The sequence below is a fragment of the Gordonia jacobaea genome (assembly GCF_965344965.1).
Lineage (GTDB): Bacteria > Actinomycetota > Actinomycetes > Mycobacteriales > Mycobacteriaceae > Gordonia > Gordonia jacobaea.
In genome coordinates this window covers 365,199-387,793 of record NZ_CBDRLS010000001.1, presented here as the reverse complement: position 1 = coordinate 387,793, position 22,595 = coordinate 365,199, and the positions used below count along the sequence as shown (strand labels likewise).

The following is a 22,595-nucleotide window of genomic DNA, read 5'->3' as shown; positions in this document are numbered from 1 at the left end:
GGATGTGTGTGCTGCAGCACCCACATCCTTCGATACGACACACATTCACCCGCGACGACGCCCGAACCGCGCGCCCGGATATGCCGGCATAAGTCGCTGTGGTGCGCGTAGAGCGTCAGGCGACCGGCGCCGTCACGCCGGCGTGAATCAGGAAGCGGCCCAACAACTCGTCGGCGTCGGCCGCAGCCGCCGCCGCGCGCCGGCGGATGTCGGCGGCCACTGTGGCGATATCGACTCCCGACTCGCCGATTGGGCGCTTGCGTGTCGTGAAACCGATGCGCCACGCGTCGAAACATTCGGGGGTGATCTCGGGGTGGAATTGCAGGCCAAGATGTCGTCGGACGGTGAACGCCTGGACGTTGTGCTCGGTGCGGGCAATCACCTCGGCGTTGTCAGGAGGGGTGATCGTGTCGTGGTGGAACTCCATCCATGGTCCCGTAGAGACGAGTTCAGGTCGCGTGGTGACGATTTCGGTGAAGCCGTGCTCGGGTCGGGGACTCGGCGAGACCGATCCGCCGAGGGCGCTGGCGAGAATCTGTCCGCCGAAGCACACCCCGAGGATCGGTACGTTCGCCGCGTCGGCCTGCTGCAGGAATTGTCGTTCGGGCGCGACCCAGTCCAGCTTCTCGTCGTAGACGGAGTCGGGTGAACCGGTCACGCAGATGAACGCGAGACCGGCCAGGTCGACCGAATCGAGGTCGTCGACTCCGACGATCTCGACGGTAAATCCGCGATTCTCCATTGCGGGCAGCAGCGACCCGAGAATCGTCCTCTGCTCGTCAGGAATCACGCCATGCATGACGGCAAGTGCTCGCTGTCCCATGCGTCGAGGCTACCGTCGTCCGTCAGATCAGGAACGTGAGGTTGTGATGGCTGCGGTGTCCGTCGACGAGGCAAGAGATCTTGCGATCGATCTTCAGTTCGCCGTCCTCGCGGATGAATACGTGTCCCATCCAACCCGGGACGGTTTGCAGAGCATGCCCGTCGCGCATCTCGTGCACGATGAATTGCGAACGAATCTTGACCTCGTCCGGGTTGTCAGTCGCGATGCGCACGAAGCCCGTGTTGACGTGTGTCGTATAGGAGGGTGGCAGCTGCGAATAGGCAACTCCGGTGCGAAGCCAGACGATACGGTCACCCATTCGACGACGGTCGTCGAAAGCGATGGTGACACGCTTCTGAGGATCGCCTGCCTCGGGGTCGGGCATGTCGCGGACCGCCGGGACCCAGTACAGACACTGACGGGAATAGAGCTGGTACCACTGTTCGAAAGCTCGGCGGTCGAGTAACCAACTCTCGTGCAGGACAAGCGCTTCGTAGGCATTGCGTTCCTCGGGCGTGAGAGGTGTGCCGACTGTGTCCCATTCGACGAGATCGTGCCGCAGCTTGGCGTAGTAGTCGTCGTCGATGTAAGTCGATTCCAGACTGTCGCGCAGGATCTCGTCCAAGGCATAGCGGACGACGGGATCGTCGACGTTGCGGTGCACCTCCATCTCGGGCGCGTTCATCGGGCAACCAGCTTCGTGTCGGAGGTCATCAGCTTCTTCCAGTACCGCCAGAAGGCTCGGATTGGCAATTCGTCGGTGATCAGCCCGGTGAGATTGCCGTTGGCGTCGAGGGTTTCGGTGTCGGTGTCGATGTGACGGTTGGTGACCACCCATTCCATTTCCTCAACGCCCAAACCGACTTGGCACTCTTCGAAGTTCGCGAGGTCGTCGGGTTCCCCGAACGCGGGGAAGTCTTCTTGCAGTCGAACTCTCAGCGAGTTGATCTCGTCCGGCAGGTCGGGTGCTCGCAGACTTGTCGAGTACCAGACGATGTCGGTGTCGGCGACCGCCAACGGTTCGATCACCTGGATCTGGTTACCGATGATCAACAGATTTGGAAAGATGTTGAGATTCATCCCGGACCCGACGACGACATCGAGGGCGGCCTTGGCGGCAGCGTCGTCGAGCTTGGCGCGGACCGCATTCGCGTACGGGTTCTGGCCGGGCATCGGGGCTGCGGAATCCCAGTAACTGTCGATCTCAGCTCGCTGATCGAGGAAGGTGTTGCCGTTGCCGAGGTCGGTGACCGTTTGCTTGCCGGCGTCGGTGTCCCCGAGCGCCCACTGCATGTCGACGCCGACGCCGTATCGCTCCTTACGCATCCGCAGCAGCGACGCGTGGGAGAACCCTGGGTGGTAGCCGTCGGCGGAATTGTCGTAGATGAGTTTCCAGTTTCCCTTGCAGTTCAGGCGGGTCTCGCCGTGCCGGACCACCAACTCGGCGCCGGGCCAGCGGTCGAGCCACTGGTCGATGTAGTCGGTGACATCGCCGAGATGTGTTGCGAGATCGCTGATCTCTTGGTTCAGCGTCCCGAAGATGAAGCCCCGGTAGGAGTCGACGCGCAGCCGGCCGAGACCGAGTTCATCTCTGTTGAAACTTGCTCCGTAGCCCTTGTGCATCGGGACGCCGGTGAGTTTGCCGGTGTTGTTGAAGGTCCAGTTGTGATACGGGCACATGAAACTACGTGCGTTGCCCGAATCGGTTCGGCATACCGTCGCACCCCGGTGAGTACAGCGGTTGATCAGCCCATGAATCTCACCGTTTCGGTCGCGGGTGACGATGATCGGTCGCAAGCCGAGTTTCCGGCGGACAAAATCGTTCGGTTCGGGGATCTCACTCTCATGGGCGAGGTAGGTCCAGGTGCCGCCGTACACGCGGTTCATCTCGGTGACAAAGATCTGCGGGTCGGTGTACATCGTGCGGTGGACACGCAGATCGGTCACGAGTTCGTCGAACGGTGACACCGACGTTTCGGTGGTGTTGGTCATTGATGACACTCCAGAGAGGTTGTGGGAGAAACGGTCTCAGTACTTGGTGAAGTACTCGCGGTGTTCCCACTCGGTGACCGCGTCGGGATTCTGTTCCCATTCCGGCTCGGCCTCGAGGAACCTTCCGATCTCGGAAGCCTTCAGTCCGAGAAGCCAGTCGACGAAAATATTCCCGAAGGTGTCGCGGAAGAACTGGCTGCGCTTGAGCTCGTCGACCGCTTCCATGAGTGTGACAGGCAGTTTCGGGCGATCGGTTGCGCTGTAGGGGTCGGCTTCTACGGGACCTGGATCAAGGTTGCGCTTGATTCCGTCGAGCCCGGCCGCGATCTGGCAACCCAGGTACAGATAGGGATTCGCAGTCGGTTCCCCGACGCGGTTTTCGATGTGCGACGACGGATCGCCCGGCCCGCCTTGCACACGACACATCGCGGCGCGGTTGTCGTGACCCCAGGTCGCGCGATCGGGGGCCAGCGAGTAGGGACGACGGCGTCGATACCCGTTGACACTGGGTGTGGTGAATACCGAAGCGGCGCAGGCATGTTCGAGTAGACCCGCGACAAAGCTACGGCCGATGGGCGACAGGAGGCCGTCGGACCCGGCGTCGGCGACGAACAGGTTGTTGCCCTCGGCGTCGGTCAGGCTTTGGTGCAGATGCCAACCGCTCGCGCAGAATCCCGGCAGGCCGGGTGCGGTCATGAAAGTTGCGTGCAGGCCCATGCGTGCGCTGACCTGCTTGACCATGGACCGGAACAGCGTCATGGTGTCTGCGGCCTCGAGGGCGCCCTGCACGTCGAAGGTGAACTCCAACTGGCCGGGGCCGAGCTCGTCTTCCATTGTGCGCAAAGGCATGCCGAGTTCTTCGGCATACTCCGCGATTGTTCCGAGAAAGTCGTCGATGGCATCCATCTGTACCTCGGACTGATACGCGTAACCCTTGCCGATGGTTTCCACTTCCGGAGGTGCGGGCGGGCTACCGAGCGCGCCGCTGTCCTCAGGCGCCAACTTCGGGTCGACGACGCGCGTGATGTAGAACTCGACCTCCAGGCCGGCGACGAAGGTCATGCCCTCGGCGGCGAGGTCGCTGATGACGTTCTTGAGTTTGTGGCGGGCATCAAATGGTGCCGGTGTCCCGTCGTTGAAGTACATGTCGCCGAGAATCCAGCCGGTGCCCGGTGTCCAGGGCAACTCCCGAAAGGTCAGCGGGTCGGGGACGAGGACCAGGTCGGGAAAGCCTTCCATCTCGACCATGTCGAGGCTGCCGCCCTTGGTAAACGGGTTGAACGCGATGTTCTCACCGGAATCGAAATTGTATTGTGCCGAACTGAAGTCGAGGGCATTGCGCAGTGTTGAGAGAAATGTGTTGGGTAGCAGCGTCTTTCCGCGAAGCTTGCCCTGTGGGTCAGCCACGCTCACGCGAATGGTCTTGAACTCCTTTGCCTTGACGCGTGTGGCGATCGCATCAGCAGCTGCGTGTTGTTCGGGTGTCCACAGGTTGTGGCGGACGATGAAGTCGCGGGGAGATGATTCGGACATGAGAACCTCCGGGGAAACGGCAAGGACAAGGGCTGTGGGCGACTGCGATGACGTAGACGTTATGTTCGTTACGTGTCGAAGGGGTGACGTAACGAGTTAAACGTATGTAACGCGGGCCAGGGCCTCTAAACTGCGAGGTATGACGGAGTTCGCGACGCTCGAAGGAACCGTGGCACAACGGATTCGCCGTATACGGCATTCCCTTGCGCCCGGCGAGATGCGCGTGGTCGAGGCTCTGGTCGAGTCGTACCCGACCGCGGGATTGGTGCCGATCGCGCAACTCGCCGCAGAGGCCGACGTCAGCGCGCCGACCGCGTTACGACTCGTCGGCAAGCTCGGATTCTCAGGTTACGGCGCATTTCAAGAGGCGCTCCGCGCCGAGGTTCAGACTCGGTTGTTCTCTCCGGTTGCCGTTTATCCGGCGGCAGACGAGGCGGGTGAAGAGTCGATGTTGACCGCGGCGTCGACCCTCTATGGCGACGGCGTTCGCTGGACGATGACCAATCTGCCGGTCGACGAAGTGCGCGAGACGGTGACCGCGCTGGCCGACGCGTCACGACCTGTGATCGTCTCCGGCGGCCGATTCAGCTCGGTGCTCGCTACACAGCTCGCGCGGTATCTGCACATGCTGCGACCCGGAGTCCATGAGGTCGAGCCGACGTCTGGTGATCTTATGGCTTCCCTCATCGACGTCGACGAGAGGACCATCGCCGTCGTCTTCGATTTCCGCCGGTATCAGCAGTCGACCATCGACTGGGCGCTGGCGGTGACCGAGCGGGGTGCCCAGCTCGCGGTTGTCACCGACATGTACTTGTCGCCGCTCGCGTCGAGTGCGAATGCCGTCTTTCCCGTCAGCCACTCCGGCCTGGGTCCGTTCGACTCGATGGCGCACGGATTCATGCTGGTCGAGTTGCTGGTTTCGCTTGTCGCCAAGGAACTCGGCGAACCTGCCCGGGATCGGCTCGCGGAGTTCGAGCAGCTGCAGTTGGCCGAGGAACAAGACCGCCGGCAGACGGGTAAAGCGCGTGCGCATGTGAAGAATGAGCCGAAGGGCTCGAGGTAGGCAGAAACCTACCTCCGGTCCGGCGCGGCTCCGAAGGCCCTGCCGCGAGCATTGCACTCACGCTGATTTCATCCCGTCGTGCTGGCGCGGTGAGCTCAGGTGGGCAGCCTCGGCGTGCCACCCGCCACCACGTGCGGAAACGGCGGGTGCATCATGGGTAAATGCCTTTCGACAACACCGGCAGCGCCTCAGGCCCCACGCGGGAGAACGTCATCTTCGTGCACTGGCACGACCTCGGGCGTCATCTCGCGTGCTACGGGGCCGACGGTGTCGAGAGTCCGAACATGGATGCCTTGGCGTCGGAGGGGATCCTGTTCACCGATGCCCACGCCACCGCGCCGCTGTGCTCACCGGCTCGTGGGTCGCTCTTCACCGGTCAGTACCCGCATCACAACGGACTCGTCGGCCTCGCTCATCACGGGTTCGAGTACCGCGACGGCGTGCAGACACTGCCAGCCCTGCTGGGCGACGCCGGGTATCGGACCGTGCTGTTCGGCATGCAGCACGAGAGCTCCGATCCGCAACGACTCGGCTTCGACACCGTCGACGTCTCGGACTCCCGATGTGATCACGTGGTCGCCGAGTCGCAGCGCTGGCTGCGCAGGTACGTCGAGCGAACCGCGAACGAGCAAGCGGCCCAACCATTTCTGCTCACAGCAGGCTTCTTCGAGACCCATCGTCCCTACCCCGTCGACGAGTACAAGCATCCCGATACCTCGGGCATCGAGGTACCCGGTTTCCTCCCAGACACCGACGACGTGCGCGAAGATCTCGCCGGCCTGCACGGCAGCATCTCGAAGGCCGACGACGCGGTGGGTCGCCTCCTCGACACCGTCGCCGATCTCGGGCTCGACCACAACACCTGGATCGTCTTCATCACAGACCACGGTCTGGCGTTCCCGAGAGCAAAATCGACGCTCTATGCGGAGGGGACAGGCGTCGCGCTGATCGTGCGTCCTCCGACGGGGCGCGAGATCGAACCGCGCGTGTACGACGACCTGTTCTCGGGTGTCGACCTCACTCCGACGATTCTCGATCTCCTCGGCCTTGAGGCCCCTGCCGACGTCGACGGTGTCTCGCATGCCCCCGAGATCGTGCGCAATGCGCAGGAGCCGATTCGCGGGGCTGTGTTCACGGAGAAGACCTATCACGACGCCTACGACCCGATCCGGGCGATTCGGACGAAGAAGTACAGCTATATCGAGAACTACGCGCATCGCCCGGCGTTGCTGCTCCCGCTCGACATCGCCGACAGTCCGTCCGCGCGGTCGATCGACGCGTCGGTCATCACAGCGGAACGGCCAGCCGTCGAACTCTACGATCTCGAGCACGATCCGTGGGAGCGCACCAATCTCGCCGACGATCCGGATTTCGCGCACGTCCGCGCAGAACTCGCGGCACGGTTGGCCCAGTGGCGAGCCGACACTCACGACGCGCTCCCGGACGAGAGCGCGGGGACTGCGATCGCGGATGAGTTCATGACGCGCTACTTCGAACAAGCCGTCGAGACTCCACCCGACGAGCAGGCACTTCCGTCGCGGCGCCCGCTCGGACGTGAGCGCGATCTCACCGGCGAGATCCAGCAGGGCGAGGTCGACGACGAGGCTCGCCGATCTGCTGATGCACCCAGCACGCAAGGCTGACACACAGACGTCGAGTTTTGTAAATAGTTTGGACCGTCGAGCGCCTAATTGCCCAGGTTGCGGGCGGTTTCGGGCTGGTTAAACTGAGCGGGTGCCGCCAGTCGACAACTACCTCGTGTGCGCCAGTCAGCGCAGCGGGAGCACCCTCCTCGTCGAGTCTCTCGCCGAGACGGGGGTCGCCGGGACTCCCGAGGAGTTCTTCCAATACTTCCCCGCGACATCACAAGCGCCGCAACCACGTGAATGGTTCGCGGACGTCGACGACCCCGAGATCATCGACGTTCTCGACGACCTCGACGACGGGGTCGTCGACACCAGAACCTACGCACAGTGGCGCGACGACATCTTTGCCGCGGGTCGTTCCTCGAACGGCGTGTGGGGCGGCAAACTCATGTGGAATCAGACGCCCCTGCTGATCTCGCGAACACGGACCGGGTCGGGGTCGCTGCGTACCGCCATCCGCACACTGTTGGGCGACGATCCGCTGTACGTGCATGTCTACCGCGAAGACGTTGTGCCACAAGCAGTGTCGATGTGGCGTGCGGTGCAGACGCGAGTGTGGCGACACGACGGCGATGCCTCCGAAGACGCGGCCGTCTACAACGCCGAAGGTATCGCCCATCTCGCGGAAATACTGCTGGCGCAGGAGAAATCGTGGCGCGAGTGGTTCGCTGCGGAGCGCATCGAGCCCCTCGACATCGAGTTCGGTGAACTCACCAAGGACCCATCGGGCACCACCGCTCGCGTTCTCTCCGCGTTGGGTCAAGACCCTGCGCTGGCGCCCCCACCGCCGTTGAAGCCACAGTCCAATGCCCGCTCCAAGGAGTGGGTCGAGCGGTACCGCGACGACGCGGTGCGGAACGGATACCCGCAATGACCACGCAGATCGACGCCGCAGCCGACCTCGACCACGTATCCGCATTGCGGGTGCTCGAGTCCGAGGCCGTGCACATCATTCGCGAAGTGGCGGCAGAACTCGAACGTCCGGTCCTGCTGTTCTCCGGCGGCAAGGACTCAATTGTGCTTCTCCGTTTGGCGGAGAAGGCATTTCGTCCGCATCCGCTGCCGTTTCCGATCCTCCACGTCGACACCGGACACAACTTCGACGAGGTGATCGAGTTCCGCGACCGTCGGGTCGCGCCGACCGCCGACAACCCCGACGGAATCAAACTCATCGTCGCATCGGTTCCCGACGCCATCGCGGCGGGACGCGTGGCGGAGTCGACCGATCCGTCGGGCTCGCGCAACCGACTCCAGACCCGCGTGCTCCTCGACGCGTTGGAGGAGGGACGATTCGACGCCGCGTTCGGCGGTGCCCGCCGCGACGAAGACCGCGCGCGTGCCAAGGAGCGGGTGTTCAGCTTCCGTGACGAGTTCGGCCAGTGGGACCCGCGCGCTCAACGCCCCGAACCGTGGTCGCTCTACAACGGACGTATCCGACGCGGTGAATCGGTTCGCGTGTTCCCCCTGTCGAATTGGACCGAAACCGACATCTGGCGCTATATCGAACTCGAGGGCCTCGACCTTCCGCCGATCTACTATGCGGCGGAGCGCGAGGTGTTCGACCGCGACGGCATACTGCTCACCGTGTCGCCCTACTCGCAGCCGGATTCGCCCGACGATGTGAGCACCGAGTGGGTGCGCTACCGCACGGTCGGTGATCTGACGATCACCGGCGCGGTGCGATCGCGAGCGACGACGATCCCCGAGATCATCGAAGAGATCAGTGCCGCAACGGTATCCGAACGTGGTGAGACCCGCGCCGACGACCGCACGTCGTCGGCCGCCATGGAGGACCGCAAACGAGAGGGTTACTTCTGATGACCGAGACCGTGACCCGCGATCCTTCCGAGGATTCGCAGCAAAGTGAAACCCCTTTGGGGGCAAGCATTCCCACACCTCGACGACAGATTCTGCGTCTGGCGACCGCCGGCAGCGTCGACGACGGTAAGTCGACGCTCATCGGCCGTATCCTGCACGACACCGGCTCGCTGCCGACAGATCACCTCGAGGGAGTCACGTCCGACGACGGCGACGTCGACCTGGCCGCGCTCTCCGACGGTCTGCGTGCCGAGCGCGAGCAGGGCATCACCATCGACGTCGCCTACCGGTTCTTCTCCAGCCCCACGCGCAGCTACGTGCTCGCCGATACTCCCGGGCACGAGCGCTACACCCGCAACACGTTCACCGGAGCGTCGAACGCCCATGTCGCGGTGCTGCTCGTCGACGCCCGAAAAGGGTTGCTGCGCCAGACACGTCGGCATGCGCGTATCGCGACGCTGGTCGGTGTCCCGCACATCGTCGCCGCGGTCAACAAGATCGACCTCATCGACTTCTCGGCCGAGCGATTCGCAGAGCTGGTCGCGGACCTCAACGAACTGGCCACGAATGTCGGTGCAGCGGAAATCACCGCGATCCCGGTCGCGGCGAAGCTCGGCGACAACGTGGTGAACAAGTCGGAGAACACGCCCTGGTACACGGGCCCGACACTGCTCGAATACCTGGAAGGTATTGAGCTGCACGCACCCAATCCCATTGCGCGCGAATTGCGTCTGCCCATCCAGTGGGTGTCTCGGCCGGGGCCCGACGGGAAGCGCAGTTACACCGGACGTGTGGCCGCGGGGACACTCGACGTCGGCGATCCCGTTCTGGTGCTGCCGTCGGGGTCACGTACCACGGTGACCGCACTCGACACTCTCGACCCGACTCGGCCGACAGCGGTTGCGCCGCTGTCGGTTTCGGTGCAGTTGGCAGACGACATCGACGTCGGCCGCGGCGACGTGATCGTCAGCGGAGCCGACGACGCCCACCTGCCCGTGGCAGCACGTGAACTGTCCGCGACGGTCTGCTGGCTGTCGGAGACGCCCCTGCACGCGGGCGATCGCGTGGCGCTCAAGCAGGGTGCGTCGACGGTACGCGCGACGGTTCAAGCCCTCGAGCGCAAACTCGATCCGGAGACGCTGCTCGAGCAGGTCGGACCGTCGGAGTTGGCGCTCAACGACATCGGCACACTCACGCTGCGGACGTCGTCGGTTGTGGTTGCCGATCCGTATGCGAGCAACCGCGACACGGGCGCGTTCATCCTGATCGACGAGGCGTCGAACGACACGGTCGGTGCGGGCACGATCCTCGAACCGCGCGAGGTGATTCCGGGCAAGGCGACCCGCAACGACATCAAGTGGCACCCGAGTGCGCTGAGCCGCAACGAGCGCTGGACCAAGACCGGCCAGCGCGGAGCGACGGTGTGGCTCACCGGCCTACCCGCTTCCGGCAAGTCGACGGTTGCCGTCGCGCTCGAACGAGAACTGGTCAATCGCGCCCGCGTCGCCTACCTCGTCGACGGCGATAACATCAGGCACGGGATCTCCGACGATCTCGGCTTCTCGCCCGGAGATCGCGCCGAGAACATCAGGCGGGTAGGCCATCTCGCGCGTCTGTTCGCCGACGCCGGGGTGATCGCCATCGCGTCGATGGTCTCGCCGCTGCGGTCCGACCGCGAAATCGCCCGCGAACTCCACGACGCCGCCGACCTCGACTTCATCGAGGTGCACGTGTCGACGCCGGTCGGGGAGTGTGAACGTCGCGACCCCAAGGGTCTCTACGAACGCGCGCGGCGCGGAGAACTCAAGGGACTCACCGGAGTCGACGCCCCGTACGAGAAGCCCGAGAACCCCGACCTGCGCTTCGACACCACCGGCGCCGACATCGCCGAACTCGCCGGCCGCGTCGTCGACGAGCTGGTCCGTCGGGGCGTCTTGGCTGAGTGATCTCGACAGGCTCGATCAGCGGGTAGGGCTCGGCGCGGGGCATGGCCGCCGGGCCGCCCCTTCGCGCAGGAAGTAGGGGAAGCGATTCTTCCGCGACTTTCTGCGCGGGTGGGGGCGGTCCGCGCCGACGACGCCGCGCTAGTCCGTGTACCCGAAGAGCGTCTTGCCGTACCAGTCGCCGATCTTCGACAGGCCCGGTGGGACGGCGAAGAGTGAGCTCGAAATCGGTGCGATGTACTCGTTGAGCCCGTCCTGGGCGAGGTTGTTCTGGATGCGGACGAACTGCTCGTGCGCGTTCTTCTGGTACGCGATGAAGAACAGTCCTGCGGCCAGAGTTCCTGTGCGGGTGTCGATTCCGTCGGTGTAGTTGTAACCGCGACGCAGGATCTGCGCGCCACCGTTGTTGTCGGGGTGTGCGAGTCGCACGTGCGAGAACCGGTCGACTGCGTACTTGCCGGTGTCGAGTCGTTTGTGGAAGTCGATCGTGGTGAACTCACTGCCACCCGACAGGGGAGCGCCGTTGTCCTTGGTGCGGCCGAAGATCAACTCCTGGTTGCCGATGTCGTCGGAGTCCCACGCCTCGATGTGCATGCGGATTTTGCGCGACACCAGATACGAGCCGCCTTTCATCCACGGCTGATCCGTCTCGTCGCCGACCCACACCCATTCTTTGGCGACGCTCGGGTCCTCGGCCTTGATGTTCGCCGTTCCGTCCTTGAACCCGAATAGGTTCCGCGGTGTCACCTGCGAAGTCGACGTGGCGGATGCGCGACCGAAACCCTCTTGGAGCCAGCGCAGCGTGACAACGGTGCGGCCGATCCGGGCAAGGTTGCGGACGGCGTGAAAGGCGACCTGCGGGTCTTCGGAGCACGCTTGCACGCAGATGTCGCCGCCGCTGATCGACGGATCGATCGTCGTGTCAACTGCCAACTGCCCCAACGGTTTCAGGGCGGTGGGCATCTTGTCGCGTAGGCCGAATCGATCGTCGAACAGAGTTGGGCCGAAGCCCACTGTGATCGTGAGTTTGTTGGGCCCGAGGTCGAAGGCCTCGCCGGTGTCCGCGGGAGGTGAACCAGGACGGGTCTCCACCGGTCCGACCGGCTTGCCCTGCGTGAGCAGGCTTGCCGCGGCGGCCCAGCGTGCGAGCATCACCTCGAGCTGCTGCGTTGTCACCGAGTCGGCGACGTCGAACGCAGCAAACACGAGTGAATTCTGTTGGGGCGTAGTGATTCCCGCTTGGTGCTCGCCGTAGAAATCGACGATTTCCGACGCGGTATCCGTCGGTTTGGGTGCGGCGGCGTAACCGATGGCGCCACCCGCGGCGCCGCCGACGACAACCCCCGCGAGGCCGGCGGCACCAAGAAATCCCCTGCGTCCCAAGCGCGGTCCGCGTCCACTGCTGGACGTGTCGGCGGTCTGGTCGGATGGGGTGGCGTCATCCGGTTGCTGCGTCGGAATGTTGTCGTCGGCGGACATCACATCAGCTCGCTGCGGCGATCTTTCCGCCGGCCTGCGCCAGCGGATCCTTGACGGCGACGATGGCGGCTGCCATCTCGCGCTTCTGCTCGGCGGTCACCTGCGTGAAGTTCTTGAAGCCGCCGGGCTCGTTGGGGTCGCGGAAGGTGTCGATCAGAGAATCGACCCTGGCGAACGCGTCGGTGATGGTCTGCGTGAGCTGCGGATCGATCTCCTTCAGCGCAGGCTTGACCATGGCGAAGGCCTGCTCGGAGCCCTCGATGTTCGCCTGCATGTCGAGGATGTCGATGTGCGAGTACGCCTCTTCCTCACCGGTGAGTTTGGTCGTCGAGACCTCGTCGAGCAGATCGCCTGCGCCGTTGACGATTTCAGCGGGAGCGAAGGTGAATTCCGGCTTGTTGACGACGGTCTGGAGCAGTTCGACGTTCTTCTGCAGTTCCGCTGCGACAGGGCCCATGTTCGCGAGGTTCTTGTCCTGGTAGATCGCCTTCTCCAGGACGTGGAATCCCTCCCACTTGTCGCCGGGGCTGACCGCATCCGGGCGGGCGTCGATCGCGAAATCGAGGCTGACAGAAGCGTTGTCGGAGCAGTCCGTCGAACCGTCGGTGCAGAATGCGCCGGCGATCGGCTCGATGCGCTCGTAGTACGGGCGGGCCTTGGGATACGCGTCCCGTGCGGCCTCGAGGTTGTTGGCCTTCACGGCGTCGGTCAGCGTCCTGGTGTTCTCGACGAGGCTGTTGACCTGAGTGATCACGTAGGCCTTGTAGTCGGCGGACGCGGTCTTCAGCTTGTCCGCGACGGTTCCGGTTGCCTCCGTGGCCTTGCCGGTGACCGTGAACTGTGTCTTTTCGTTGGTGGCGCCGGGGCAGTACAGCTCGTACGTGCCGCCGTCGAGCTTGTGAGAGAACGAGACCGACGCCATGCCGGGCACGATGTTCTCGCGCTCGGCGAGAATGCGGTTGTCCTTGATCAGCTCGACCTCGTTGACCGCTGCCGCGTTCGTGTTGGTGATCTCGAAGGTGATCGGCCCGGCGTCGACCTTGTCCGGGGTGGCCTTGCAGCCCTGATCGGTGATCTCGACCTTGACGGTCTTCACATCCGACGACGAGTTCGACGAGTCGGAGCTGTCCGAACAGCCCGCGATCCCGACGACGGCGACGGCTGCCGCGCCGACGGCCACCAGTGGTCGCACCCTCATGTGGTTTTCTCCTTTGTGTGAACGGGGCCGGTCAGGGTCCCTGTCTGCAAATCCTCGTGTTCGGGCGGCGGCGTCGGACGCCTGCGTCGCACCAGTAGCAGTCCGGCCAGAATCGCGGCGACGACGGCGCATCTGGCAAGCCACAGCGGTACTACGACCGAGCGGACGTGATGCGCCGATCGTTGGTCGAGGGCGTTTTGGAGTGCACCGAGTTCCGCGGCATCGGCGGTGTGCTCGGCGTCGAACGTCGCGACCTTCCCCAGCACCACGGCCGCGCCGGAATCAGGGGTGGCGGTGGCAGTCACGACGTAGTGGACATCCGCGGCCACCGGCGTGTGGAACGTCGGGTCGACGCTGGTCGTCACCGTCGCGGTCATCGTGTAGATCACCGGTGCGTCGACTCCGAACGTTTGCGTGTTCAGTCCGACGGGCAGGCGCCCGTTGTTGCCCGCGGCGACCTGTGCAGGCGTGACGCGGGTGGGGGCGTCGGGAACGAGCGTGGCGATATCGAGGTTCGGTGAGGCGAGCTGTTGATAGGTCGGGTAGCTCGACGAGCCGATCTGCGCGTTGTCTGTGGCAGCGAGCTTGGGCAGCGGCGTCGACACCGACCCGGACGTGAGCGTGCCCGTTGCCTGCGAGGCGTCGGCGGACTCGACGCGCACTGCGACGGGGTCGGGCACCCGAATGGTCTTGCCTGTCAGCACACCGGAGGTCGACGGCGTGCCGGAGACACTGCCGCGCATGGTGTCCGACGGAGGCGTCGGGTCTGCCGGTGCAGTGGAGAATACGACGACGGCTGCGATCGCGAGCACTGCGGCGAGCGCGCCACACGCCAGCCCGGCGGCTCGTCGGGGGAACGCCTTGCCCGCCGGCCAGAGCACGATGGTGCCGACGGTGAGCAGGTAGACCGCCCAGCCGACGACCTCGATGAGCACGGGCTTCGGTTGGATTCCGAGAACGCCGGTCAGCAGCGAGGATTGGATGGAGCCGGGTTGGACGAGCCAGGTCAGGTCGACGACCTGCTGTTGCCCGACGTTGAGCCAGCCCGCCTCGTGCGCGGTACGGAACGCGGTCATCACGAGTCCCGCGGCGACGAGGGCGAGCAGCAAACCGGTGACCTTGAAGAACCGCGCGAGGTTGATGTGGACGCCACCGCGATAGATGCCGTAGCCCAGCAGCACCGCTATGCCGATTCCGATGATCGCGCCCAATGCCGAGGGCACGGCGTTGTTACTGGCATTGAATGCTGCGACCAAAAACACCGACGTCTCGAGCCCCTCGCGGAGCACCGCGAGGAAGGCCATCATGACGAACGCGATAGCCGAGCCCTCGTTCACCGCATCGGTGGCCGCGGCCTCGAGATCTCCCTTGAGGTCGCGTGCGTGTTGACGCATCCACACGATCATGTACGTGACCATCGCGACGGCGATGACGCCGATGACGGTTTCGAGGCCCTCTTGCTGGCGCTGTGGCAGGTCGCGCGAGAGCACCTCGAGACCGATCGCGACGGCGACGCAGATGGCGACGGCGACGCCGACCCCGACCCACATCCAGCGCAGGGCGTCGGTGCGGCCCTGGCGTCGCAGGAAGGCCGCGATGATGCCCACGATGAGTGCCGCCTCGAGCCCCTCGCGAAGGCCGATGATGAGGGTCGCGAACACGTATTTCTCCGGTTTGTCCGATTTGCTGCGTTTTGGCTGGTCAGCCAAGCTTTACCTACCGTAAGCGAGCTAAGGCTACGCTCTACGATGCGGGATCACCAAGGGACCAATGGCACCATGGTGAATCGATGACCACCGTTCGACGGGCACTCGCCTCGATATCCGCTCTCACCTGCGTCGCAATTCTGACGTCGGCGTGCCTCGACCTCCCCTCCCTGAGTCGTCCCGACATTCCCGACGGCATCCCGCCGGGTCTTGGAACGCCGGTACCGTTTGTCGACATCAACGCGCCTGGACGCACTGCTGAGCAGCTACGCGACTGGGCTCGGCCGATCTCCGACGCCACGGGTATCCCGTTCGTCGCGTTGGAGTCCTACGGCAACGCCGCCGAGATTCAACGACAGCAACATCCCGAGTGCGGAATCGGGTGGACGACCCTCGCCGGTATCGGCGGCGTCGAGAGCAAGCACGGTCAGTACCGCGGCTCGAAGATCGCTCCGAACGGCGACGTCAGCCCGCCGATCAGGGGTGTGCCGCTCGACGGGACGCGGGGAAACATGGAGATCCCCGACACCGACGGAGGGAAACTCGACGGCGACGCCACTCATGACCGTGCGATGGGTCCATTCCAGTTCATCCCGGAGACGTGGCGACGCTACGGCGTCGACGCCAACGGTGACGGTAGGGCCGATCCGGACAACATCGACGACGCCGCGCTGTCTGCTGCCCGCTACCTGTGCGTGTCCGCGGGCGGCGACATGACAACACCGCAGGGCTGGGAGAAAGCGGTCAAGGTCTACAACAATTCGATGGCCTACGTCATCGACGTGCGCGACCACGCCAACGCGTATTCGATCAACGTCCGCTACTGAACGCCGTATGAGCCTCGACGCCCCCGCCTTGCGCGCTCGATGCGTGACTGTTGACTTCACCGACTAGGCTTTGATCCCGTACCCGTCGGCTGCGCGAGGCGCCGACATGTTCACCGATAGGGGCAACACCGTGGCAATCATCGAACAGGTTGGTGCACGCGAAATCCTGGACTCGCGAGGCAACCCGACTGTCGAGGTCGAGGTCGTCCTCGACGACGGCACGTTCACTCGTGCCGCTGTGCCATCCGGCGCGTCGACGGGTGAGCACGAAGCCGTCGAACTTCGTGACGGCGGCAAGCGTTACGGCGGAAAGGGTGTCACCAAGGCTGTCGAGGGCGTGTTGAGCGAACTCGCACCCGCGGTCATCGGTATCGAGGCCGAAGAGCAGCGCCTCGTCGACCAGGCCCTGATCGACGCCGACGGCACTCCCGACAAGAGCAGGCTCGGCGCCAATGCCATTCTCGGCGTGTCGCTTGCGGTGGCCAAGGGTGCGGCAGAGTCGGCGGGACTGCCGCTGTTCCGCTACATCGGCGGCCCCAACGCCCACATCCTCCCGGTCCCGATGATGAACATCATCAACGGCGGCGAGCACGCCGACAACGGCATCGACTTCCAGGAGTTCATGATCGCTCCGATCGGCGCGCCGACCTTCAAGGAGGCGCTGCGCTGGGGTGCTGAGGTCTACCACTCGCTCAAGTCGGTGCTGCACAAGCGCGGCCTGAACACGGCACTCGGCGACGAGGGCGGCTTCGCTCCCGACCTTCCCGACACCGCGTCGGCCATCGCGGTCATCGGTGAAGCCGTCGAGGCCGCCGGCTACAACTTCGGTCGCGACATCGCGATCGCACTCGACGCCGCGGCGACCGAGTTCTACAGCGACGGCGCCTACAACCTCGAGGGCAAGAAGCTCTCCAGCGACGAGATGATCAGCTACTACGAGAAGCTCGTCGACGAGTTCCCGATCGTGTCGATCGAGGACGGCCTGTCCGAGGACGACTGGGACGGCTGGGTCAAGCTGACCGACGCGCTCGGCGACAAGGTGCAGCTCGTCGGCGACGACCTGTTCGTCACCAACCCCGAGCGTCTCGAAGAGGGCATCTCCAAGGGTGCGGCAAATGCGTTGCTGGTCAAGGTCAATCAGATCGGAACGCTCACCGAGACCCTCGACGCCGTCACGCTTGCCCACAACAACGGCTACAAGACCATGATGAGCCACCGTTCGGGTGAGACCGAGGACACCACGATCGCCGACCTCGCCGTCGCATGCGGCTGCGGTCAGATCAAGTCCGGCGCGCCCGCTCGTAGCGAGCGTGTCGCCAAGTACAACCAGTTGCTGCGCATCGAGGAGGGCCTCGGCGACGCGGCACGCTACGCGGGAGACCTCGCCTTCCCCCGATATACGTACGGTTCGTGATTAGCTAGAGCCCATGGCACAGGGCTCAGGGCGTCGGCGCACGCGTGCGTCGACGAGCGATCCCCGCTCTCGGGAGCGTGCCCGTAAGGCGCCCCGGCGCGAGCGGTCTACTTCTCGCCGTTCGCCGGTCTCGGTCATCGAGACCGGCGAACAGGAGATCTACGACGACTCGATCATCGACTTCGACGCCGAGGTTTCCGACGCACACACCGACGACGTCCCCGACAGCGAGAGCGAGTCCGGTGACGAGATCTCTGACGTGCGTCGCGAACGTGAGCGGCTGCGAGCGCAACGTCGACGACGGGCGGGATTCACCGAACGATTGGCGCAGCGACTTCACCACGTCGATGCAAAACGTGCAGTGGTGCTGTCGTTGGTCATCGGTGTCGTCGCGCTCACCTTGGCCATGCCGCTGCGTACGTACTTTTCGCAGCACACCGAGTTCTCGCAGCTCGAAGAGTCGAATGCGCAGTTGCGCGACCAGGTCGCCGACTACCAGCAGAAGGTCAACGAGCAGAACGATCCCGCCTACATCGAGGCCAAGGCACGAGAACGACTCAAGCTGGTCAAGCCCGGCGAGACGCCGTTCGTCATGCTCTATCCCGATGAGGCGGCTCGAAGCGCTGAGCGTCAGCGCGAAGCGGCACACGAGGCCAACTCCTGGTACGGCAACCTGTGGCAGTCCGTATCGACCCCGCCCGGAGCCGACGCGCCGGGGTCGCACTGAGTTCGCCGCACCGAACTGGTAGCAAAGAAGCGTGAGTACATCCGACGGCAACCAATCTGCCGGCCAGCAGGTGAGCGACGACGACCTCGCCACCATCGCCACACAACTCGGCCGTGAACCGCGCGGCGTGATCGAGGTCAGTTATCGCACTCCGGACGGCGTACCCGCCGTCGTCAAGACCACCCCGCGTCTACCCGACGGCACCCCGTTTCCGACGCTCTACTACCTCACCGATCCCCGCTTGACCGCGGAGGCGAGTCGACTCGAATCGGCAGGTGTGATGAAGGAGATGACCGCACGCCTGGCCGTCGACGACGATCTCGCCGCCGCCTACCGTCGTGCGCACGAGTCATTCCTCGCCGAACGTGACGCCATCGAATCGCTCGGCACCGACTTCTCCGGCGGCGGCATGCCGGATCGGGTCAAGTGCCTCCATGTCCTGATCGCGCACTCGCTCGCGAAGGGTCCGGGTGTCAATCCCCTCGGCGACGAGGCCGTGGCGCTCGCCGCCGCAAATGGCATGCGCGGCACCGCGATTCCAGCCGACTGGCCCGACGTTCCCGCAACCACAGACGACGCGGAGTCCGACCGGTGACCGTGGTTGCCGCCGTCGACTGCGGCACCAACTCCATCCGACTTCTCGTCGCGGAAGAGGCCGCGCCACCCGCCGGCGGCCTGCGCGATCTGCACCGCGAGATGCGGGTCGTGCGCCTCGGGCAGGGTGTCGACGCCACGGGGCAGTTCGCCGACGAGGCGATCGAGAGAACCAGGGTCGCGCTCGCCGACTACGTCGACGTGATGCGCGCGCTCGGCGTCGAACGCGTCCGTATGGTTGCTACTTCGGCCACCCGCGACGCGCGCAACCGCGACGTTTTCTTCGCGATGACTGCGGAGCTGCTCGGATGCGTCGTCGAGGGGGCGCAGGCCGAGGTGATCACCGGCGATGAGGAGGCACGGCTGTCGTTCCGCGGTGCCGTCGGCGAACTCGATCCCACCGAAGGGCCGTTTGTTGTCACCGATCTCGGTGGCGGCTCCACCGAGGTCGTGCTCGGCGATGCTGAGGGAGTGTCGGCCGCGTACTCCGCTGACGTCGGATGCGTGCGCACCACCGAACGCGCCCTGCATTCCGACCCGCCCACCGCCGACGAGGTTCGTAGCGCCACGCAGTTCATCCACGACAGACTCGCCGTTGCATTCGACGCCGTGCCGGTCGAGCGGGCGCGCACCTGGGTCGGTGTCGCCGGGACACTCACCACCATCGCGGCCGTGAACGCGGGGATGGACGTCTACGACTCCGACGCAATTCACCTGTCGCGCATCGGAATCGACGACCTCGACCGCGTCTGCCACGACCTCGTCGCGATGACTCGCGACGCTCGCGCAGCGCTGGGACCGATGCATCCCGGCCGCGTCGATGTGATCGGCGGTGGCGCGCTGGTGACGCTGGAACTCGCTAGGGTCCTGTCCGAGCGCGCAGGCATCTCCGAGCTCGTCGTCAGCGAGCACGACATCCTGGACGGCATCGCCCTGGGCTTGCTGGACTAGGCCCTCGCTGGTTGGGACGCGAAAAGCCGTGTCACAACACAACCTTCACCGTCGCCGCGCCATCAGGTGGAGTTCGGGGAACCGATGTGTGTCGTCGGCCTGCGCGATCAACCGCCACGCTTCGTCGAAGCCTGCGTCGAACAGCATGCGCGCGAGCGCATCCGGATTCCAGCGCCAGGCAGGCGCGACGCGCTGATCGAATGCGATGGTGTCGGCGTTCAGCGATGCCTGAGTGCCGATCAACACCGGTGCTCCGCTGGTCAATCGGGTTGCCCAGGCCGCAAGCACGGCGGGCAGTTCATCGGGTGGCACGTGAATCAGACTGAAGCGAGCCAGGATTGCGCCGCACTCGATGTCAGCCGCAGCTCGCGTGAGTAGCGCGTCGTCGTCGATGAAGTGACACTCAGGGTGTGTACGCATCGCGATGGTGCGCATCCCGTTGCTGGGTTCGAGACCGACCGTTCGTACGCCCCACCGGACGAGATCGGCTGTGACGTGGCCGATTCCGCAGCCGACGTCGAAGACGGTCGCGGATGGATCATGCTCGCGGACCTCGTCGGCAAATGCCTCGACGGCATGACGTTCGACGGCACACTGATACGGCGTCGGAAAGGAGTCGGCGTATAGCTGCGCCAGCGCGTCGTATCCGGGCTGTTCCACCGTGTCAGTGTTACATCGGCGCCGGGGTAACTCAGTGAGTGTCGGCGGGTGCCTGCTCCGGGTTGCGTAGCCAGATGTTGTTGCAGGCCTCGCACACGTCCTCGGGGATCACGCCGCGCTGCTGCAGGAACCCGAAGATCACGCAGCCGAGGCAGAATCCGAACACCGATTCCAACAACGCCGCGACGGTCAGCAGCCCGACGACGATCTGCGCGGCCAGTCCGTAGCCGAGCAGACTCAGAACCAGCGCCGTGGTGGAGAAGGCGAGTCCGATGGCTTGTGCGAAGCGCTTGGGTGGTCCGGGGACGAGCTTGCTCTTACGCCAGATCTTGGGGGCGATGACCCGCACGGAGAGTTGCCCGAACGGCGACAGCTTGGGGCCTGCCATCACGCGCAGCAGGAATCCGAGGGCAAGCAACGCGTAGACGATGGGGTGATTCACCACGATGGCGACGATCGCCAGGATGACGACCAGCCCTGCCGTCGACCGCGCGGCATACTCGTTGACCGGGTTGGGGAAGGTGAGGATGGCTGGTGCGGACACGGGACTCCCAGGCAGATGCGGCTAGCGAAACACCACAACTTTACGGTGCACCCTATCTCGGCTGCCAACGTTGCCGTCACGGTGATCGGAACCCCGCTGACCTGCGCGGATTGATCTGCAGACACAGCAGCGGGGCCTGATCGGATCAGGCCCCGCTGTGACAGTGCGACGAACTAGGCGCGGTGATGCTCTTCGGATGCGTCCTTGCGGTCGGTCTCGATGGCTCGGATCGCCGTCTCGGTGGCGTCGGCATCGTCGATTGCGTCGACCAACTCCGCGTCGACCACCTCGCGATGGTCGTCGGCTTTGGCCTTTCGAGCCGCATCACGCATCTCGAAACCGTCGGTGACGATGTCGCCGACTTCGCGCGCGACGTCGGCGACCGCCGTCGTGATGATCGTCGCGATCCGTCCGACGTGCGTTGCGGTGGATTCGACGATCTCCTGGACGAAGTCCTTGTTTCGTTCGTAGCGATCGATCATGGGCGTCAGGCTACTCCGGCCGACTTCTCTCGCTCGACGATGACGGTGAGATCGTTGTCATCGGAGGTCATGAAGTTGGGCAGCGAGAGCTTCGCGATCTTCGACCACGTCGACGTCAACTGCTGGTGCAGTGGCCCGGTGTTGTACGGCAGGCCGTACTTCTGGCAGATCGCCTGGACATCCTCGGAGATCGTGGGGTAGCGGCTCGCGGGAATGTCGGGGAAGAGGTGGTGCTCGATCTGGTGCGAGAGGTTGCCGCTCATGATGTGGAACAGGCTGCTCCCGGTGATGTTCGCCGAGCCGAGCATCTGTCGCAGGTACCACTGGCCGCGCGTCTCGTCCTTGCATTCTTCGGCGGTGAATGTCTGTGCGCCGGTGGGGAAGTGGCCGCAGAAGATGATCGAGTACGCCCACAGATTGCGCACCAGGTTGGCACTGGCATTGCCCAGCAGCGTCGGCAGGAAGAACGGACCCGACAGCGCCGGGAACACGATGTAGTCCTTGAGAACCTGCCTGCTCGCCTTGCGCCACATGCCCTTGACCAGGCCCTTGACGTCGGTCCACTTGCGCTTGCCCGCCACGATGTTCTCGGCCTCGAGGTCGTGGAGCATCACGCCCCACTCGAACAGCAACATCAGCGCCGTCGCGTACCCGAGATTGCCCAGGTAGTAGGGGTTCCACTTCTGGTCGCGCGCCATTCGGAGGATGCCGTAGCCGATGTCGCGGTCCTCGCCGATGATGTTGGTGAACGTGTGGTGCACGTAGTTGTGGCTGTGGCGCCACTGCTCGGCGGGGCACACGGTGTCCCACTCGAATTCGCGCGAGTTGTAGGTGTCTTCACGCATCCAGTCGTACTGGCCGTGCATGACGTTGTGCCCGATCTCCATGTTGTCGAGGATCTTGGACACGCTCAGCGCGCCGACGCCTGCGATCCACGCGGGCGGGAACCAGCCGAAGAACAGCAGTCCGCGCCCGGCGATCTCGAAACCACGCTGCGCGCGGATGATCGAGTACAGGTATTCGCGGTCCTTCGAGCCGAGGTCGGCGACGACCCGCGCGCGCACCTCGTCGAGGTCGCGACCGAGCGCTTCGACCTGCTCGTAGCTCAGGTGAAGGGTGTTGGGGTCCGACGACCCGCGCAGTGCGGGCGGGACGTTGGTGTGTTCGGACGGGGTGATGGTGGTGACAGTCATTG

At 64.6% G+C, this 22,595-nt stretch carries 21 protein-coding genes; 10 read left to right on the top strand and 11 right to left on the bottom strand.

All coding sequences use genetic code 11. The annotated features are described in order from the left end of the window. Positions 1-115: 115 nt before the first annotated feature. The 4 genes from ACRVY7_RS01730 to ACRVY7_RS01715 are packed head-to-tail and all read right to left on the bottom strand — an operon-like array spanning position 116 to position 4,348. The gene (locus tag ACRVY7_RS01730) at positions 116-823 is read right to left on the bottom strand and encodes a type 1 glutamine amidotransferase (protein ID WP_431815764.1); all 708 of its coding nucleotides are present in this window, start codon (positions 821-823) and stop codon (positions 116-118) included. Positions 824-845: 22 nt separating this feature from the next. Continuing rightward, complete coding sequence (locus ACRVY7_RS01725) at positions 846-1,508, bottom strand: aromatic-ring-hydroxylating dioxygenase subunit beta (RefSeq protein ID WP_431815763.1); 663 nt, start codon at positions 1,506-1,508, stop codon at positions 846-848. Continuing rightward, entirely contained in the window at positions 1,505-2,815 is a 1,311-nt protein-coding gene (locus ACRVY7_RS01720; RefSeq protein WP_431815762.1) for an aromatic ring-hydroxylating oxygenase subunit alpha, read from the bottom strand. The genes ACRVY7_RS01725 and ACRVY7_RS01720 overlap by 4 nt, the downstream gene beginning before the upstream one ends. A 36-nt stretch (positions 2,816-2,851) precedes the next feature. After that, positions 2,852-4,348, bottom strand: coding sequence for a glutamine synthetase family protein (locus tag ACRVY7_RS01715; protein ID WP_287005179.1), 1,497 nt, complete (start codon positions 4,346-4,348; stop codon positions 2,852-2,854). A gap of 139 nt (positions 4,349-4,487) precedes the next feature. Between ACRVY7_RS01715 and ACRVY7_RS01710 the strand changes: the two genes are divergently transcribed. The 5 genes from ACRVY7_RS01710 to cysC all read left to right on the top strand — a co-directional run bounded on the left by ACRVY7_RS01710 (position 4,488) and on the right by cysC (position 10,821). Beyond that, complete coding sequence (locus tag ACRVY7_RS01710; RefSeq protein ID WP_431815761.1) at positions 4,488-5,411, top strand: MurR/RpiR family transcriptional regulator; 924 nt, start codon at positions 4,488-4,490, stop codon at positions 5,409-5,411. A gap of 161 nt (positions 5,412-5,572) precedes the next feature. After that, a complete protein-coding gene (locus ACRVY7_RS01705) occupies positions 5,573-7,054 on the top strand; it encodes a sulfatase family protein (protein WP_431815760.1) in 1,482 nt (493 codons plus the stop codon). A gap of 91 nt (positions 7,055-7,145) precedes the next feature. Next, complete coding sequence (gene stf0, locus ACRVY7_RS01700; protein ID WP_431815759.1) at positions 7,146-7,931, top strand: trehalose 2-sulfotransferase; 786 nt, start codon at positions 7,146-7,148, stop codon at positions 7,929-7,931. Continuing rightward, entirely contained in the window at positions 7,928-8,875 is a 948-nt protein-coding gene (cysD, locus tag ACRVY7_RS01695) for a sulfate adenylyltransferase subunit CysD (RefSeq protein ID WP_064869651.1), read from the top strand. Before stf0 ends, cysD begins: the two co-directional genes overlap by 4 nt. Continuing rightward, positions 8,875-10,821: an adenylyl-sulfate kinase gene (cysC, locus tag ACRVY7_RS01690; RefSeq protein WP_431815758.1), complete on the top strand. Its 1,947-nt coding sequence runs from the start codon at positions 8,875-8,877 to the stop codon at positions 10,819-10,821. The genes cysD and cysC overlap by 1 nt, the downstream gene beginning before the upstream one ends. A gap of 138 nt (positions 10,822-10,959) precedes the next feature. Here the strand turns inward: cysC and efeB are convergent, their stop codons facing one another. From efeB to efeU, 3 genes are read right to left on the bottom strand one after another with little or no spacing between them, the layout of a single operon-like run. Continuing rightward, positions 10,960-12,297 carry an iron uptake transporter deferrochelatase/peroxidase subunit gene (gene efeB / locus ACRVY7_RS01685; protein ID WP_431815757.1) on the bottom strand — a complete coding sequence of 446 codons (1,338 nt, stop codon included), beginning with the start codon at positions 12,295-12,297 and terminating at the stop codon, positions 10,960-10,962. Between the two features lie 4 nt (positions 12,298-12,301). Then, the gene (gene efeO, locus ACRVY7_RS01680) at positions 12,302-13,495 is read right to left on the bottom strand and encodes an iron uptake system protein EfeO (RefSeq protein ID WP_431815756.1); all 1,194 of its coding nucleotides are present in this window, start codon (positions 13,493-13,495) and stop codon (positions 12,302-12,304) included. Next, entirely contained in the window at positions 13,492-15,204 is a 1,713-nt protein-coding gene (efeU, locus tag ACRVY7_RS01675; RefSeq protein ID WP_431815755.1) for an iron uptake transporter permease EfeU, read from the bottom strand. The genes efeO and efeU overlap by 4 nt, the downstream gene beginning before the upstream one ends. 80 nt (positions 15,205-15,284) lie before the next feature. On the opposite strand from efeU, the gene ACRVY7_RS01670 reads away from it, so the two are divergent. From ACRVY7_RS01670 to ACRVY7_RS01650, 5 genes are all read left to right on the top strand, one after another. After that, positions 15,285-16,028, top strand: a complete 744-nt coding sequence (locus tag ACRVY7_RS01670) for a lytic transglycosylase domain-containing protein (protein WP_431815754.1) — start codon at positions 15,285-15,287, stop codon at positions 16,026-16,028. A gap of 130 nt (positions 16,029-16,158) precedes the next feature. After that, positions 16,159-17,442, top strand: a complete 1,284-nt coding sequence (eno, locus tag ACRVY7_RS01665; RefSeq protein WP_049699834.1) for a phosphopyruvate hydratase — start codon at positions 16,159-16,161, stop codon at positions 17,440-17,442. Between the two features lie 13 nt (positions 17,443-17,455). Then, positions 17,456-18,169 carry an FtsB family cell division protein gene (locus ACRVY7_RS01660; RefSeq protein ID WP_431815753.1) on the top strand — a complete coding sequence of 238 codons (714 nt, stop codon included), beginning with the start codon at positions 17,456-17,458 and terminating at the stop codon, positions 18,167-18,169. 31 nt (positions 18,170-18,200) lie between these two features. Beyond that, complete coding sequence (locus ACRVY7_RS01655; RefSeq protein ID WP_431815752.1) at positions 18,201-18,764, top strand: DUF501 domain-containing protein; 564 nt, start codon at positions 18,201-18,203, stop codon at positions 18,762-18,764. Beyond that, on the top strand, positions 18,761-19,714 hold the full coding sequence (locus ACRVY7_RS01650; RefSeq protein ID WP_431815751.1) for a Ppx/GppA phosphatase family protein: 954 nt from the start codon (positions 18,761-18,763) through the stop codon (positions 19,712-19,714). Before ACRVY7_RS01655 ends, ACRVY7_RS01650 begins: the two co-directional genes overlap by 4 nt. A 45-nt stretch (positions 19,715-19,759) precedes the next feature. Here ACRVY7_RS01650 and ACRVY7_RS01645 read toward each other — a convergent pair whose 3' ends face one another. From ACRVY7_RS01645 to ACRVY7_RS01630, 4 genes are all read right to left on the bottom strand, one after another. Next, positions 19,760-20,374 carry a class I SAM-dependent methyltransferase gene (locus ACRVY7_RS01645; RefSeq protein ID WP_431815750.1) on the bottom strand — a complete coding sequence of 205 codons (615 nt, stop codon included), beginning with the start codon at positions 20,372-20,374 and terminating at the stop codon, positions 19,760-19,762. Positions 20,375-20,405: 31 nt separating this feature from the next. Beyond that, the gene (locus tag ACRVY7_RS01640; RefSeq protein ID WP_431815749.1) at positions 20,406-20,918 is read right to left on the bottom strand and encodes a DUF4395 domain-containing protein; all 513 of its coding nucleotides are present in this window, start codon (positions 20,916-20,918) and stop codon (positions 20,406-20,408) included. Between the two features lie 173 nt (positions 20,919-21,091). Next, on the bottom strand, positions 21,092-21,400 hold the full coding sequence (locus ACRVY7_RS01635; RefSeq protein ID WP_049699738.1) for a hypothetical protein: 309 nt from the start codon (positions 21,398-21,400) through the stop codon (positions 21,092-21,094). Between the two features lie 5 nt (positions 21,401-21,405). Continuing rightward, a complete protein-coding gene (locus ACRVY7_RS01630; RefSeq protein ID WP_431815748.1) occupies positions 21,406-22,593 on the bottom strand; it encodes a fatty acid desaturase family protein in 1,188 nt (395 codons plus the stop codon). Positions 22,594-22,595 lie beyond the last annotated feature (2 nt).

Bases quoted from the DNA above. Each gene is read 5' to 3' on its own strand.
- cysC (WP_431815758.1), top strand. From the start codon at position 8,875: ATGACCGAGACCGTGACCCGCGATCCTTCCGAGGATTCGCAGCAAAGT.
- ACRVY7_RS01660 (WP_431815753.1), top strand. From the start codon at position 17,456: ATGGCACAGGGCTCAGGGCGTCGGCGCACGCGTGCGTCGACGAGCGAT.
- ACRVY7_RS01635 (WP_049699738.1), bottom strand. From the start codon at position 21,400: ATGATCGATCGCTACGAACGAAACAAGGACTTCGTCCAGGAGATCGTC.
- cysD (WP_064869651.1), top strand. From the start codon at position 7,928: ATGACCACGCAGATCGACGCCGCAGCCGACCTCGACCACGTATCCGCA.
- ACRVY7_RS01670 (WP_431815754.1), top strand. From the start codon at position 15,285: ATGACCACCGTTCGACGGGCACTCGCCTCGATATCCGCTCTCACCTGC.
- ACRVY7_RS01725 (WP_431815763.1), bottom strand. From the start codon at position 1,508: ATGAACGCGCCCGAGATGGAGGTGCACCGCAACGTCGACGATCCCGTC.
- ACRVY7_RS01705 (WP_431815760.1), top strand. From the start codon at position 5,573: ATGCCTTTCGACAACACCGGCAGCGCCTCAGGCCCCACGCGGGAGAAC.
- ACRVY7_RS01720 (WP_431815762.1), bottom strand. From the start codon at position 2,815: ATGACCAACACCACCGAAACGTCGGTGTCACCGTTCGACGAACTCGTG.
- ACRVY7_RS01630 (WP_431815748.1), bottom strand. From the start codon at position 22,593: ATGACTGTCACCACCATCACCCCGTCCGAACACACCAACGTCCCGCCC.
- ACRVY7_RS01710 (WP_431815761.1), top strand. From the start codon at position 4,488: ATGACGGAGTTCGCGACGCTCGAAGGAACCGTGGCACAACGGATTCGC.
- ACRVY7_RS01730 (WP_431815764.1), bottom strand. From the start codon at position 823: ATGGGACAGCGAGCACTTGCCGTCATGCATGGCGTGATTCCTGACGAG.
- ACRVY7_RS01715 (WP_287005179.1), bottom strand. From the start codon at position 4,348: ATGTCCGAATCATCTCCCCGCGACTTCATCGTCCGCCACAACCTGTGG.
- efeO (WP_431815756.1), bottom strand. From the start codon at position 13,495: ATGAGGGTGCGACCACTGGTGGCCGTCGGCGCGGCAGCCGTCGCCGTC.
- efeB (WP_431815757.1), bottom strand. From the start codon at position 12,297: ATGTCCGCCGACGACAACATTCCGACGCAGCAACCGGATGACGCCACC.